The sequence below is a fragment of the Mesorhizobium sp. M2C.T.Ca.TU.002.02.1.1 genome (assembly GCF_003997225.1).
Map to the genome: position 1 here is coordinate 1 of NZ_RZTO01000060.1, position 13,975 is coordinate 13,975.

Annotated in this window: 14 protein-coding genes and 1 tRNA gene; 8 read left to right on the top strand and 7 right to left on the bottom strand. The window is 64.5% G+C overall.

The genetic code is table 11. The annotated features are described in order from the left end of the window. A partial coding sequence (locus tag EOD07_RS05360; protein ID WP_348627734.1) for an aminomethyltransferase beta-barrel domain-containing protein occupies window positions 1-241 on the top strand: 241 nt, incomplete at its 5' end. Window positions 242-296: 55 nt separating this feature from the next. Here the strand turns inward: EOD07_RS05360 and EOD07_RS05365 are convergent. Continuing rightward, window positions 297-1,256 carry a Gfo/Idh/MocA family oxidoreductase gene (locus EOD07_RS05365; RefSeq protein ID WP_127234254.1) on the bottom strand — a complete coding sequence of 320 codons (960 nt, stop codon included), beginning with the start codon at window positions 1,254-1,256 and terminating at the stop codon, window positions 297-299. Between the two features lie 252 nt (window positions 1,257-1,508). Between EOD07_RS05365 and EOD07_RS05370 the strand changes: the two genes are divergently transcribed. From EOD07_RS05370 to EOD07_RS05400, 7 genes are all read left to right on the top strand, one after another. Then, window positions 1,509-1,585: transfer RNA gene (locus EOD07_RS05370), tRNA-Met, on the top strand. A gap of 715 nt (window positions 1,586-2,300) precedes the next feature. Next, window positions 2,301-3,566, top strand: coding sequence for an extracellular solute-binding protein (locus EOD07_RS05380; protein ID WP_245469865.1), 1,266 nt, complete (start codon window positions 2,301-2,303; stop codon window positions 3,564-3,566). A 75-nt stretch (window positions 3,567-3,641) separates the two neighbouring features. Further along, window positions 3,642-4,571, top strand: coding sequence for a sugar phosphate isomerase/epimerase (locus EOD07_RS05385; RefSeq protein ID WP_127234256.1), 930 nt, complete (start codon window positions 3,642-3,644; stop codon window positions 4,569-4,571). Between the two features lie 14 nt (window positions 4,572-4,585). Beyond that, window positions 4,586-5,044 carry a sugar ABC transporter permease gene (locus tag EOD07_RS38395; protein WP_245469867.1) on the top strand — a complete coding sequence of 153 codons (459 nt, stop codon included), beginning with the start codon at window positions 4,586-4,588 and terminating at the stop codon, window positions 5,042-5,044. A 41-nt stretch (window positions 5,045-5,085) separates the two neighbouring features. Beyond that, entirely contained in the window at window positions 5,086-5,493 is a 408-nt protein-coding gene (locus EOD07_RS38400; RefSeq protein WP_245469869.1) for a sugar ABC transporter permease, read from the top strand. Further along, window positions 5,493-6,338, top strand: a complete 846-nt coding sequence (locus EOD07_RS05395) for a carbohydrate ABC transporter permease (protein ID WP_127234257.1) — start codon at window positions 5,493-5,495, stop codon at window positions 6,336-6,338. The genes EOD07_RS38400 and EOD07_RS05395 overlap by 1 nt, the downstream gene beginning before the upstream one ends. A gap of 1 nt (window position 6,339) precedes the next feature. Then, the gene (locus EOD07_RS05400; protein ID WP_127234258.1) at window positions 6,340-7,416 is read left to right on the top strand and encodes a Gfo/Idh/MocA family oxidoreductase; all 1,077 of its coding nucleotides are present in this window, start codon (window positions 6,340-6,342) and stop codon (window positions 7,414-7,416) included. Between the two features lie 191 nt (window positions 7,417-7,607). Here the strand turns inward: EOD07_RS05400 and EOD07_RS05405 are convergent, their stop codons facing one another. The 6 genes from EOD07_RS05405 to EOD07_RS05430 all read right to left on the bottom strand — a co-directional run. Further along, window positions 7,608-8,552 carry a nucleoside hydrolase gene (locus EOD07_RS05405; protein WP_127234259.1) on the bottom strand — a complete coding sequence of 315 codons (945 nt, stop codon included), beginning with the start codon at window positions 8,550-8,552 and terminating at the stop codon, window positions 7,608-7,610. Continuing rightward, window positions 8,549-9,562 carry a nucleoside hydrolase gene (locus tag EOD07_RS05410; protein WP_127234260.1) on the bottom strand — a complete coding sequence of 338 codons (1,014 nt, stop codon included), beginning with the start codon at window positions 9,560-9,562 and terminating at the stop codon, window positions 8,549-8,551. The genes EOD07_RS05405 and EOD07_RS05410 overlap by 4 nt, the downstream gene beginning before the upstream one ends. 15 nt (window positions 9,563-9,577) lie before the next feature. Next, entirely contained in the window at window positions 9,578-10,567 is a 990-nt protein-coding gene (locus EOD07_RS05415; RefSeq protein WP_071069989.1) for an ABC transporter permease, read from the bottom strand. Continuing rightward, window positions 10,555-11,595, bottom strand: a complete 1,041-nt coding sequence (locus tag EOD07_RS05420) for an ABC transporter permease (protein WP_127234261.1) — start codon at window positions 11,593-11,595, stop codon at window positions 10,555-10,557. The genes EOD07_RS05415 and EOD07_RS05420 overlap by 13 nt, the downstream gene beginning before the upstream one ends. Further along, window positions 11,592-13,121 (bottom strand): ABC transporter ATP-binding protein, encoded by a 1,530-nt coding sequence (locus EOD07_RS05425; protein WP_127234262.1) that lies wholly within the window; start codon window positions 13,119-13,121, stop codon window positions 11,592-11,594. Before EOD07_RS05425 ends, EOD07_RS05420 begins: the two co-directional genes overlap by 4 nt. A gap of 143 nt (window positions 13,122-13,264) precedes the next feature. Further along, window positions 13,265-13,975, bottom strand: a 711-nt coding sequence (locus EOD07_RS05430) for a BMP family ABC transporter substrate-binding protein (protein WP_164772074.1), incomplete at its 5' end; no start/stop codon positions are given.

Here is a 13,975-nt window from a genome sequence, read left to right on the forward strand (position 1 = left end):
CCGCTCGACCAGGCCGCCGCGTCCGGCCGTGCTGCATCACCGCGACGGCGTGACTTCCGTCGAGTTGGCCGACGGCGAGTCAGGCATCGCGCCAGGGCAGGCCTGCGTGCTCTATTCCGACGACGGCAACGACGCACGGGTGTTCGGCGGCGGTTTCATCGAGCGTTCCGAGCGCGGCGCGGAGGCCGAGGCCATGCTGTCCAGGCTGGCCGCCAGGCCGGCGCAGATTCCCGCCGAGTAAAATTAACGTCCGTAGGCCCGGCTTTTCGGGGTCATCGCCGCGGGTTCGGACAGGTTCACGAACCGGTGTGGATCACCGTGCCGGCGGTCAGGATGCGCAGCACCCGGATCGCTTCCTCGCCGTCGGTGCGGGGCTCGGCGCGCGTCTCGATGCATTGCATGAAATGGGCAAGCTCGCGCGTCAGCGGCATGCCCTCGCCGACGGCCACATAGGAAGGCTCGTTGGCGGTGAAGGCCCACTGGCCGCTGTCCTGCCACACCGCGTGGCGGTAGACGGCAAGCTTGCGCTCCCAGGGCTCGACGTCGTCGAACACCGCCATCGCCTTGGTGCCGACCACCGTCAGGCGCCGCTCGCGATAGGGATTGAGGCGCGAGGCGAAGAGATGGCTGCGCAGGCCGTTCGGGAAACGCATGTGCAGATGCGCGAAGTCGCTGAGATTGTCGAGGAGCGCCGCCCCCTCGCCCCTCACCTCGATCGGCTCGGTGCCGGTGATGGCGAGGATCATCGACAAATCGTGCGGTGCCAGGTCCCAGAGCGCATCGTTTTCGGTATGGAACTTGCCAAGGCCGAGCCGGTGCGAATGGATGTAGCGCACCTCGCCGAGCTCGCCATTGTCGATCAGCGCCTTCAGCGTCTCGAAAGCGGGATGGAAGCGCAGCACATGGCCGACCATGAAGATGCGGCTATTGTCCTTTGCCGCCTTCACCGCGCGCTCGGCATCGGCGACGGTCAGCGCGATCGGCTTTTCCACCAGCACGTCCTTGCCGCTTTCGACCGCGCGCACCGCGGTGTCGGCATGGAATTGCGGCGGCAGCGCCATGACGATGGCGTCGATGTCGTTGCGCTCGAACAGCCTGTCCGGCTCGATCGCCAGGCAATCCTGCTCGCTGGCGAAACCTTCGGCGCGGGCGCGGTTGACGTCGGAAACGGCATAGAGCGCGCCAAGCGCCTTGAGGGTGCGGATATGGTTGCTGCCCCAGTATCCGCAACCGAGGACGGCGATGCGCGGCTTCATTCGTTCAAACTCTAGAATTTCATGGCCGAGACATAGCGACGTGCCCCGCCGAACTCAACCCCGGGAGATCAGCTGAGTGTCTGTCCGGCAAAGCTTTTCTGGGATGAGATTATGGCGGCCGGATTATGCCGGCATGTCGGCCTTATACAAGCTTGACAGGCTCACCCTCGCAACCTTATATCCGCGCGACCTTGGCGAACGCCTCGCGACGCCCGTCCATTCAGGACGGTTTTCCGGGCCATTTGCCACCCTGGCGGGGTAGCTCAGTTGGTTAGAGCACGGGAATCATAATCCTGGGGTCGGGGGTTCAAGTCCCTCTCCCGCTACCATCTTTCCCCACACTCCTTTGCGCCGTTGAGAAAACTGTTCTCACCGAAGAGTGCGGTGAGACGTCCTGCGATTTCCACCTGAATTCCGCCGAGCCTCGACGGATTCGAAAACGGTAACGGCGTCGATCAAGTCTCGCATCGCTTCCGCAGCTTCGGAAGTTCCAGCAACAACGCCCTTGCCAAGCGCCGCATGAAGTTGGGCTAAAGCATGTCTCCCGAAAGTGGGAACCGGTTTCGGGATGAAGACATGCGTAAAATCAAAAACCTAAAGCGCATGGAGCGAATCTGAAAGATCGCGACGCCCTTTAGCTGTCCTTCATAGCGGCGATTGCCTCGCGCGACCTGCTGGCTCACCCGGCGCGCTGACGAGCCTCGAACCCGCCACCGGTGTCCTGGTCGGTCTGCTCATGCTGGGCGAAAGACTGACCGCCGCGCAGACATTGGCGATCGGGCCGATTGTCGCCGCCCCGGTGGGCAAGGTGGTCTGCGGCAGGTCCCGCGGAACCAGGACCGAGCAACATATCGGGTCGAACTGGCCGGCTTCCTGCAGTCTTGACAGGCACCGATTGTTGGTACTCAATCATTTGACCATCAACGATCGGCCAAACCGAACGGATGGGCAGCGCGATCAAGTCAAAAAAAGGGGAAGACAATGAGGTGCGCAGTTTCTAGAAAATCCTGGCTCGGAATGGCCGCATGCGCGGTGGCGGCGACCTTGTCGGCAACGGCGGCGACAGCGGAAGGAATAACCCTGAAAGTGTTCGGCGGCTCTTCGCTGGACCAGCTGGCGCCGCGGCAGACGCCGGACGAGCAGAAGAAGATTCAGGACGAGGTCTTCAAGGGCTTTCTCGCCAAACACCCCGAAGTGTCCGCCATCGACTGGGACGCTCAGGGGCCGCAGGCCAACTCCCTGCAGCGGCTGATGACCGCAAAGCTCGCCAACCAGGAAATCGACCTGATCGCATGCCCGGCCTTCTGGACCAACGGCGCCTATGTGCGCCGCGGCCTGCTGCGCCCGATCACCGACGAGATCAAGCCATTCGCGGACAGGATCGACGCCGCGGCGCTCGGCGCCTTCACCATCAGCGGCAAGGTCTACGGCGTGCCGATCACGACCATGTCCACCTCGGCCGTCTTCTACAATGTCGAGCTGTTCAAGAAGCTCGATATCCCGGTTCCACCGACCTATGACGACCTCAAGGCGGCCGTTCCGAAACTCAAGCAGGCGGGCGTCATCCCCCTGCTGCACCAGGGGTCGAACACCCCGATGTGGCCAATGTGGTTCTTCGAAGCCTTCTCCCAGTCGTCCGGCGATGCGATCGCCAAGACGCAGACCAACCTGGAAGGCAAGACCAAGTTCAACGACGCAGCCGACGTCGAGGCGTTCAACCTCATCAAGCAATGGGTGGACGACGGCATCCTGTCGGCGGACTCATTGTCGGTCGACCAGGACGGGATGCGCGCCGCCTTCGCCAGCGGCAAGAGCGCCATGTATTACGGTGGCACCTGGGAGGTGCCCTCGCTGCAGGAAAGCGTGAAGAACTTCCATTGGGGAGTCTTCGCTTTCCCCAAGATGCCTGGCGCGACGGGTGAACCCAAGCACGGTGGGGGCGCCGACAACGGCATCTGCCTGTCATCGAGCATTCCCGAAGAGAAAGTCGCGCCGGCGCTCGCCTTCATCTCGTACCTGACGCAGCCCGAGATCGCCACGCTTTACCTGGCGCCCGAGCAGCCCATTGCTGCCTCCATCAAGGGCGTGCCGGTGGCCGAGGACGCCTACGCCAAGGACCTTCGCGCCAGCGCCTTCCCGAACACGATCAAGTTCCTCGACTGGATTTGGCCGTCCGAAGTGGCGAATGCCACCGCTTCGGCGATTGCCGGAGTGGTCGGAGGCCAGCTTACGCCGCAGGCAGCCGCCGATTCCGTGCAGAAGGTCTATGACGGGATGGTGGCCGACGGAAACTGGCCGCCCAAGGAATGATGCGTCCTCCCAAGACGCGCGACGGCGGCCGCCAGGGCCGCCGTCGCAAGATCCTCTCGAACGATCGGACATGACATGGCCACGCCACGCGCTTCCCGCCAACGCTTTTCCATTGGCTATCACCTGAACAGTTGGGACCTCACGGGCCAACCCCTGCGGCCGGCGCTTGAATTCCTGACCGGCCAAGGGTTCGGCTGGTTTGAAATCCTGGCGTTCACCAGCCTGTCGGACCAATTCGCCCGCAAATACATGCAATTGGGCCATCAGGGCCCGATGGGCGTGACGACCGATACCGACATCTTGCGCCGCTACGCGATCCTGTCGGAGGCGCAGAGCGAGCTCGGCATCAGACTTTCCTCGCTCTACGTCAACGCCACGTTCACCAATCCGGTGCTGTGGCCGGTCGAGCGCGACGTGCTCGTTTCGCTGGCAAGGCTGCTAAAGGGTTTCGGCTCGCCCGTTCTCGTCCTGGGCGGCGGCCCTTCCGAGGCATCGGGCAACAAGCACGACGCCCAGGATTACAAGGATTTCTGCCGCGCGCTGGAAGACATCGGCCGCCGCACCAACGACCTCGGCATAGCCACCGTTTATCATCCGCATCTCGACACTTTCATCGAGCGGCGCGACCAGCTCGACCGCATGATGGACGAGCTCGACACCGCCCATGCCGGCCTCTGCATCGACCCGGCCCATCTGGCGCAAACGAATTCCGATCCGGTGGATGCCGTGCGCACCTACATCTCGGCCGTCCGCTACATGCATTTCAAGGACACCCACGTCGACCCTGCCCTGCAGGGCTACGACCGCTACGCCGCGTTCTGCGAACTTGGCGCCGGCGTGGTGGACCTTCCCGCGCTGGTCGACGTCCTGCTGGACGCCGCCTATGACGGACTTGCGATCGTGGAGCTCGACGCCTCGAAGAAGACCGCCGAGCAGAGCGCCATCGAAAGCATCGCCTATCTGCGCGGGACGCTTGGCCTGGAACTGACGCCCGGCAAGCACTGACAAGGCGGACGGCGATGCGCTCCGCACCCGGCCGCATGAAGCGTTTCCTCAACGGCGACGGCCTGCCGGCGCTGGTGATGGTGCTGCCGGCGCTTTGCCTGTTCGCCGTATTCTTCGTCTGGCCGTTCACCCGCGGCTTCTGGCTCAGCCTGACCAAATGGGACGGCTTCTCGCAGCCGGTCTTCGTCGGCTTCGGCAACTACATCCGCCTCGCCGGCGATCCCCTCTTCCTCGCTGCGCTCGGCAACAACCTGATCTTCGTGGCCGCCATCCTTGTGCTGAAGAACGCGCTGGGCCTCGGCCTGGCCATGTTGCTTGACCGGGCGACGATCGGGCGCGCCTTCTTTCGCGGCGCCGTGTTCGTGCCTGTCACGATGTCCTTCGTCGCCGCCGGCCTGTTGTGGTCTTGGATCTACAATCCCGTCTTCGGCCTGCTGAACGCCTTCCTCGATTCCGTCGGCTTTCGTTCCTGAAGCAGCGCTGGCTGGGCGATGCCAGCATCGCCCTCTATGCGGTGATCGCCGTCGACATATGGAAATGGCTGGGCTTCCATGCCGTCATCTATCTCGCGGGGCTGCAGGCACTGCCGTCCGAGCTCTACGACGCGGCCGAGATAGACGGCGCCGGACCGTTCCGCCGGTTCCTTCACATCACTCTGCCGCTGATGCTGCCGGTGATCTTCATCAACACCATACTGGGGCTGTCGGGAGCCTTCGTGCGCAACTTCGACATCGTCTACGTGCTGACGCAGGGCGGCCCCAACCATGCCACCGAGGTCGTCATGACGCTGATGATGAAGCGCGCTTTCCAGGACGGGGCGATGGGCTACGCCTCGGCCATGGGTTATGCGCTGTTCCTGATCGTCGGCCTGCTCAGCGTCGGCCTGCTCGCGCTGATGCGCAAGACGAGGCTGGAAATCTGATGGCAAGGGGGATCTCACCAACGCGCCGGCTCGTCGAATCGCTCTCCACCTATGCGGTTCTCGTCCTCGTGGTGATGCAGACGATCTACCCGCTGCTTTGGGTGCTGTTCGGCTCGCTCAAGAGCAAGTCCGAAATGCTCAACAACATCTGGGGACCGCCGCTCAGCCTGCATTTCGAAAACTACGTCCAGGCCTGGAAGACGGCAGGCATGGACTCACGCATCCTCAACAGCGTGGTGGTGACGGCATCGGCGCTGGCGTTGGTCGTGCTGGTCGCCACGCCTTGCGCCTACGCCATAACGCGCCTTCGCTTTCCCGGCCGCAACGCGCTGCTGGCACTGATCGTCGCCTCCATGCTGGTGCCGCCACAGGTGATGACGATCCCCCTGTTCACCGTCGCCAGCGACCTCGGCCTCATCAACAGCCGCCTCGGCGTCGCCCTGATCTACGCGGCGTCGGTCATGCCGCTTTCGGTCTTCATCCTGCGAGGCTTTCTGCTGACGCTTCCGGTCGAACTGGAGGATGCCGCGCGCATGGACGGCGCCAACCGCCTCGACATACTTCTGCTCATCATGCTGCCGCTGATCAGGCCCGGCATTGCGCTGGTGACGATCTTCGCCTTCATCGAGATCTGGAACGATTTCTTCCTCGCCTTCCTGCTCCTGCGGGATCCGGCGGTGCAGACCATCCCGCTCGGCCTCGTCAGCTTCTTCCAGCAATACGACTCGCTCTGGAACCTCTATTTCGCGGCGCTGATGATCACGACACTGCCGGTGATCATCCTCTTCACGCTGATGCAGCGGCAGTTTGTGGCCGGCCTGACCGCCGGCGCTGTGAAGGCTTGACATGACCAAGAAGAGCATCGGCGTCGGCGTCATCGGCTGCGGGGAGATCGCGCAGATCATGCATCTGCCGATCCTCAAGGAATTGCCCGGGCTTCACATCGCGGCCCTGTGCGACCTCTCCCGCAAAGTGGTGGACCGGCTGGGCGACGAATACGGGGTCGCCGCCCGCTACACCGACCATCGGCAGTTGCTCGCCGATGCCGGCGTCGACGCCGTCGTCATCTGCACCTATGAGCATGCCTCGATCGTCGACGCGGCGATCGCTGCCGGCAAGCATTTCATCGTCGAGAAGCCGCTTGGCTTCACGCCGCAGGAAGCGAGGCCGCTGGTCGGAAGGCTCGAAGCCAGCGGGCTCGTCGGCATGGTCGGCTACATGAAACTCCACGACACGGGCTACCGGCTCGGACTGGAGCAGATCGCCAGGATCGGCCGCCCCAAGACCATTCAGTTGCACAACCTCGCCGGCCGCTTCGACCGCTACCAGCAACTCTACACGCAGGTGCGCGGCGATGACGTGGACCAGGCGCTTCTTCAGCAGTCCCGTGACGCCGCGAATGCCTCCATTGAGGTCGCGCTCGGTCCGGACCATGCCGGCTATCGCGACCTCTATCTCACGCTGCTGATGCTGGGCAGCCACAACCTCTCGGTCCTGCGCGGCGCCTTCGGCGTTGCCACGCGCGTGGACTATGCGGCTGCCATCGGCCCGTCGCACCTTCTGTCCGTGGCGCGGGTCGGCGACGACATCCCGGTCAAGGTCGAGATCGCCTTCGGCGCCCAATATGAATGGTGGGACGAATGGATCCTCGTGCATGGCGAGCGTGACGAAGTCCGCATCGACTTCAAGAACCCCTATGTGCGCAACACCTGCGCCACCGTCCGGGTCAAGGAGGCGGGCGGCGAAGGGGTCACGCGTGAATGCGTGCTCGATGCCGTGCCGGATACGTCGTTCCGCCGGCAGTGGGTGCATTTCCTCGACTGCGTCGAGAACGGCACTGCGCCGAGGAGCACGCTGCAGGGCGGCCTGGACGATCTTGAGCTCGCCGTCGCCATCATCAAGGCGATGCCGCCAAGGGCGTGACCCCGAAAATGCTGGCGGTGCCGGCCGGCGGCCGATGCCAAAGCATGTCTGGATAACGGTATGCTTGAATCGAAAGCCTGAAGCGCGTCGAACGAAGCTGAAGGATCGCGACGCGCTTCAGAGCGGAACCGCAGGTTGGAGCAACTCCGGGCGGAAGACGCTTTCCCGGAATTGCTCTGATACGGCCGAATTCAGCCCCTCAGCAGGTCGAACATCAGCTCGAAGAAACGATCGGCATCCACCTCGTTGGCGATCATGGCGTTGTCCTTGAGGCCACGCTCGCCCCAGAAGTCGGCGACGGTGGCGCCAAAAGTGTAGCTGCCGCCGAGATCGACGCCGATATGCGCCGGCCGCGTCCTGACGAGCGTGGGGTCGATCACCAGCGCCAGCGCCAGCGGATCATGCATGGCGCCGCCCACGCCCATCGAATTGCGGTGGAGCTTCTCGTAAAACAGCAGCCAGTCGTTCACCAGCTTGCCCAGCGGCGTATCGATCTTGGCGAGCTCGGCATATTGCGGTTTCTCGACCAGCACCTGCATGGTGACGTCGAGGCCGACCATGGTGATCGGCACGCCGGAATCGAGCACGATCCGCAGCGCCTCCGGATCGCAGAAGGCGTTGAACTCGGTCGGCGTGATGATCTCGCTCTTGCGATAGAACACGCCACCCATCCAGATCAGCTGCTTGATCTTGGGCAGGACATGCGGATGTTTCAGCAGCAGCAGGCCGATGTTGCAAAGCGGCCCCGTGGCCACGACCACGGTCGGCTCGGCGCGCGACAGCAGCTTCTCTGCCAGGAAGTCCACGGCATGCTGCTTCACCGGCCTGATGGTCGCCTGCGGCAGGTAGGGCGAGCCCTCCAGGCCGCTTGGGCCGTCGGCGGTGCCCAGCACCAGCGGGCGCGCCAACGGCCGGTGGCAGCCGGCGGCCACCGGAACAGCGCCGGCGCCGATATATTCGAGGATTCGCAGCGCATTGGCGGTGGTCTTTTCGATCTCGGCGTTGCCACAGGTGGTGGTGACGCCGAGCAGTTCGACGGCCGGCGAGCGATGCGCCATGACAAGCGCGATGGCATCGTCATGGCCGGGATCGCAATCGAAGAGGATAGGCGTAGGGGTCATGGTCTGGCTCGTCATGCCGTCCGCTCGTAGCGGGCAAGGGTGTCTTTGAAGATCTTGAGGAAGCGGCGGCCGTCGAGGTCGGTGCCGATGCGGGTGGTCTTCGGTCCGCCGCCAGGCAGGATCTGGAAACCGCGATAGGCAACCGTCTGGCCGCGCGCCACATGGCCGTCGGTCAGCACGTCCACGAACAGCGGTTCGGTGAGCGTGGCAAGGCCGGGATCGAAAGCCAGCGCCACGGTGATCACGTCATCCAGCGGGAACCCGACGAGCCCGAAGAATTCGCGCCAGATGTCCACATAGATGGGGAACACGTCGGCGATCATGTCGACCACCGGATTGTCCTTCGCCACCGCCTGCATGTCGGCGATGTCGTCGCGCGTCAGCATGGAGGCCGCGACGCGGTTGTCCTCGCAAATGTCGAGCGGCACGAGGATCTTGTCGACCTCGGCGTTCAGCACGATGCGCGAGGCTTCGGGATCGGCCCAGATGTTGTATTCGGTGACCGGCGTCATGTTGCCGGGCGTCTGGAAGGTGCCGCCCAGCACCAGCAGGCGCTTGAGCGCGCCGGCAAGCCGCGGCTCCTGCAGCAAGGCCATGGCGGCGTTGGTGAGCGGCCCTGTGGTGACCAGCGTGATCTCGCCGGGATTGGACATCACCGTGTCGATGATGAAATCCACCGCATGGCCCGGCGTCGCCTTGCGCGCCGGAGCGGGCGCCGGCGGATTAAACTTCTTCAGCCGGTCGCCGAAGCGGGCTGTCAGCCGCTTCTCGAAATGAACCGGAGCTTCCATGTCGGCCTTGGCGTGGCCGACGATCGGCCGCCAGGCGCCGGCATGGACTGGGATGTCGTCGCGCCCGGCCAGCGAAAGCGTGTTGAGCACGACATTGGTCACCTGCTCGATGGGCCCGGCCGCGCCGGTGACGGTCGTGACCGCCTCCAGCTTCACGTATGGACTGGCTGCGGCAAACAGCACGGCGAGGATGTCGTCGCCCGCTGAATCCACGTCGAGGATTATGCGTTCCATATGCGTATGGGGTCCTTACGTTGAGGGAGTGTTGTCGGCGTCGGCCCGGCCGGGTTCGACGGAAAGCAGCTTGCGCATGCTCTCGAGCGTCTCGCGGATGATGCGGGGCCTGCTGCGATAGGAGAGCGCGAACAGCGCCACCAGCGCCACCGCGTAGGGTACTGCCAGGATCAGATATGACGGAAAGCCGAAGGTCTGCAGCCTGAGCGAGAAGGCATCGGCGAAGCCGAACAGCAGGCAGCCGCCCAGCACCCTGAGCGGATCGCCGTTGGAGAAGATCAGGATCGCGACGGCCATGAAGCCGCGCCCCGACGACATGTTCTCGGTGAACATGGTGATGTAGCCGAGCGACAGATGCGCCCCGGCGAGCCCGGCGAAAAGACCGCACAGCAGCGAGGCGACATAGCGGATCCGGGCGATGGAGATACCGAGCGCCTCGGCTGCCTCGGGTTTTTCGCCGACGACGCGGATGTAGAGGCCGAGCCTGGTGCGCCTGTAGAACAGCACGAGCAGCGGCACGGCGAAAAAGGCCACATAGACCAGCGGCGTGTAACCCGAGACCAGCGGCGCCCAGGACCCAAGCAATTCGCGAGCCCATGGGATTTGAACCTTCGGCAGGCCGACGATGCCATGGCCGACGATGGATCCGCGCGTGCCGAAAACCGCCTTCATCAACGATATGGTCATGCCGCCGGCGAGGATGTTGAGCGCCAGGCCGACCACCACCTCGTTGGCGCGGAAAGTCACGACAAGGAGCGCGAAGACGAGCGCGAAGACAAGCGCGGCGGCAACGCCGCACAGCACGCCGACAAAGGCCGAGCCGGACCAGATGGAGCCAAGCACGGCGAAGAAGGCGCCTACGAGCATCTGGCCTTCGAGGCCGATGTTGAAGATGCCTGCCTTGGTGGTGAACGAGCCGCCGAGGCCGACCAGCAGGATCGGCGCGGTGGTCCTGAGCGTCGCGACCAGGAGCGCGACGTTGAGGAGTTTGTCTAGAACTTCCATCGACGCTCTCCCGCCGTGCTGTCGCCGCGGCGCTTCATCAGCACCTGCGCGGAAACGCTGAGGATGATGAGGGCCTGGATGACCGTGATGATCTCGCGCGAGGCCGTGGTCTCGACCTCCAGGAGCAGCGAGCCGCTGCGCAGCGCGCCGAAGAACAGCGCGGTGACGATCGTGCCGATCGGTGAGCCGTTGGCGAGCAGCGCGGCGATGAGCCCGTCGAAGCCGAAGCCGGGCGCGAAGCCTTCCATGAAGCGGTGATGCACGCCTAGCGTCTCGACGCCGCCGGCCAGCCCGCCGACCGCACCGGAGACCAGCAGGACCAGGAAGCCCTGCCGTTTGACGTTGACACCGCCATATTCGGCGAATTTCGGCGCCGAGCCGACCATCGAGATCGAATAGCCCTTGCTCGTATAACGGAAGAACCACGCGACGGCGAGCGCCAGCACCAGTCCGATGACAAGGCCCCAGTTGAGGCGCGAAAAGGAAAAGAGCTCGGGCAGATAGGCCGTCGGCAGGATAGGTGGCGTCTCCGACCAGCCGCCCGGCCTCTTGAACAGGAAGATGGTGAAATAGGACGTCAGCAGCACCGCGACGTAATTCGACAGGATGGTGGAGACCACCTCGTTGGTGTTGTAGCGCGCACGGAAGAACGCCGGAATGGCTACCCAGGCGGCGCCGGCGAGCGTCGCCACGGCCAGCCCGACCAGCATGTGAATGCCGGCCGGCAGCGGCAGGGCGAAGCCAACCCATGCCGCTGCGAAACCGCCGAGGAACAGCTGGCCCTCGATGCCGACATTGAACATGCCACCGCGCAGGCCGATGCAGGCGGCAACGCCGCAGATCAGGATGGGCGTGGTCTGCAGCAGAGTGCCGGCGATCTTGGCCTGGTCGCCGAAAGCGCCCCGCAGCAGCGTCATGAAGACCTTTACCGGGCTCTCGTCGACCATCAAGATGATGATGGCGCCAATGACGAGCGCAAAGAGGACAGCAAGCAACTGCCCGTAGACGGCGCGCAACCTGTCGCTCATCGGACCGCGCCACCTGTTGCTGCGCCGGCCTCGACACCTGCCATCATCATGCCGATCCTTTCACTGTCGGCTCCGTCGCCGTCGACCTCGCCCATGATCCGGCCGTTGAACATGACCAGGATGCGGTCGGCGAGCGTGAGAAGCTCATCGAGCTGTACCGATATGACGAGAACGGCGCGGCCGGCTGCACGCTGGCGCATGATCTCGTCGTGGATGGATTCCTGGGCGCCGATGTCGACGCCTCGCGTCGGCTGGTCGATGAGCAGGAAGTCCGCGTCGTTCGTGAATTCCCGCGCCAGGACGACCTTCTGGATGTTGCCGCCCGACAACCGCTTGACGGTATCCTGGGGGCCGCGCGCGCGGATATCGAAGCGCTTGATCATGTCCGCGGCCTGGCTGGCGGCCACCTGCCAGTCGAGAATGCCGTTGCGCGACCACGGCGCCCTGGTCTGGCGCCCCATCAGGAGGTTCGCCGAGATCGAGGCGCCGCCATCGACGCCGCGCACCATGCGGTCGCCCGGAACATGGGCCAGTCCGGCCTCGCGGATCTGCGCCGGCGACTGCGTGGTCAGGTCGCGGCCCTTGAGAACGGCTGAGCCGTGGCTGGCGGGACGCAGGCCGGTGAGCACCTCGGCGAGCTCGGTCTGGCCGTTGCCGGCCACGCCGGCGATGCCGACGATCTCGCCGGCGCGCACGGTGAAGCTGGCGTCGCGCAGCGCCGGCAGGCGACGGTCGTCGCGGGCCCACAGGCTCCTCACCTCGAGCACGACGCTGCCCGCTGTCCGTTCGCGGCGGCGGCGCGCGAAGCTGACGTCGCGTCCGACCATCATGCGAACGAGATCGGCCTTGGTCAGCTCGGCCGTCGGTCGCGTCGCCACATGCTTGCCGTTGCGCAGCACCGTGACGGTGTCGGAAACCTCCATCACCTCCTCGAGGTGGTGGGAAATGAAGATGACCGTCATGCCGCCGGCTACGAAGCCGCGCAGGGTCTGGAACAGCTCACGGCTCTCTTGCGGGGTCAGCACAGCCGTCGGCTCATCCAGGATGATGATGCGCGCACCGCGCGCCAGTACCTTGAGGATCTCGATGCGCTGCTCGATGCCCACCGACAGCAGCGAGACGCGCTCGGTCGGCTCGACCCTCAGTCCGAACCGTTCGGAAAGCTCGCGCGTCTTTTCGATCTGCGCGGCGTGGTCGATCAGCCCGTTGCGACGGATCTCCATGCCGAGGAACACGTTCTCGGCGACGGAAAGCGAGGGCACCAGCTTGAAGTGCTGATGCACCATGCCGAGGCCCGCCGCGATGGCCGCGGCCGGATCGGCCATCACGATATCCTTTCCCTCGATGCGGATCCCGCCCTCGTCGGGCTGCAACAGACCGAACAGGACATTCATCAAGGTTGTCTTGCCGGCGCCGTTCTCCCCGATGATGGCGTGTATCTGGCCACGACGCACGGCGATGGAAACGTCGTCGTTGGCGGCGAAGGCACCGAAGCGTTTCGTAACGCCGATCAGCTCGACGGCCATCTCGGCGGCGGCGGGCTTGACAGGTGCCGGAGATGGCGACGCGTCGGACACGGAAGCTTCACGGCTCCAAGGTTGAGCGTGCGGGCCAACCGGCCCGCACGAGGCAGGATGAAAGTCCCGGAGGCTCCGGGACGGCGCGAAGCCTACTTTGCCTTGGCGACCTTGATCGAGCCGTCGACGATGCCCTTCTTGATCTCGTCGAGCTTGGCCTTGACCTCTTCGGGGATCTTCGGCGCGATGTCGTCGCAGACCTTCAGCTCGACACCGCCCGAGGCGAGATCGAAGGTGCGGGTGCCTGGCGTGACCTTGTGGCCTTCGACCTCGTCCTTGATCAGGCTGTAGACCGCGATGTCGCCGCGCTTGAGCATCGAGCCGAGCACATTGCCGGGCGCCGTGGAGCACATGTCGATATCGACGCCGATCGAATACTTGTCGGCAGCGGCGCTGGCCTGCATGACGCCCTCTCCCGTCGGGCCGGCGACGTTGTAAACGATGTCGGCGCCTTCATTGTAGAGCGCCTGGGTCAGCTCGCTGCCCTTGGCCGGGTCGTCGAAAGTGCCGGCGAAGACAGGTTTCACGGTGATGTCGGGGGCGGCATATTTAGAGCCCTGCTCATAGCCGCCGAGGAAGTTGCGGATAACCGGGATGTCGCGGCCGCCGACGAAGCCGATGGCCTTGCCGTCGCCGATCTTGTCGAAGGCGCTGCCCTTGTTCTCGATCATGCCGGCGAGCGCGCCGGCGATGAAGGAGCCCTGTTCCTCGGCAAAGTTGGCATAGATCATCTTGTCGCTGTCGAGGACGCCGTCGATGAAGACGAAGCGCTGGTTCGGATAGGCCGCGCTCGCCTTCTGCAG

Bases quoted from the DNA above. Each gene is read 5' to 3' on its own strand.
- EOD07_RS05405 (WP_127234259.1), bottom strand. From the start codon at position 8,552: ATGACGAGCCAGACCATGACCCCTACGCCTATCCTCTTCGATTGCGAT.
- EOD07_RS05400 (WP_127234258.1), top strand. From the start codon at position 6,340: ATGACCAAGAAGAGCATCGGCGTCGGCGTCATCGGCTGCGGGGAGATC.
- EOD07_RS05415 (WP_071069989.1), bottom strand. From the start codon at position 10,567: ATGGAAGTTCTAGACAAACTCCTCAACGTCGCGCTCCTGGTCGCGACG.
- EOD07_RS05385 (WP_127234256.1), top strand. From the start codon at position 3,642: ATGGCCACGCCACGCGCTTCCCGCCAACGCTTTTCCATTGGCTATCAC.
- EOD07_RS05395 (WP_127234257.1), top strand. From the start codon at position 5,493: ATGGCAAGGGGGATCTCACCAACGCGCCGGCTCGTCGAATCGCTCTCC.
- EOD07_RS05410 (WP_127234260.1), bottom strand. From the start codon at position 9,562: ATGGAACGCATAATCCTCGACGTGGATTCAGCGGGCGACGACATCCTC.
- EOD07_RS05365 (WP_127234254.1), bottom strand. From the start codon at position 1,256: ATGAAGCCGCGCATCGCCGTCCTCGGTTGCGGATACTGGGGCAGCAAC.
- EOD07_RS05425 (WP_127234262.1), bottom strand. From the start codon at position 13,121: ATGGCCGTCGAGCTGATCGGCGTTACGAAACGCTTCGGTGCCTTCGCC.
- EOD07_RS38395 (WP_245469867.1), top strand. From the start codon at position 4,586: ATGCGCTCCGCACCCGGCCGCATGAAGCGTTTCCTCAACGGCGACGGC.
- EOD07_RS05420 (WP_127234261.1), bottom strand. From the start codon at position 11,595: ATGAGCGACAGGTTGCGCGCCGTCTACGGGCAGTTGCTTGCTGTCCTC.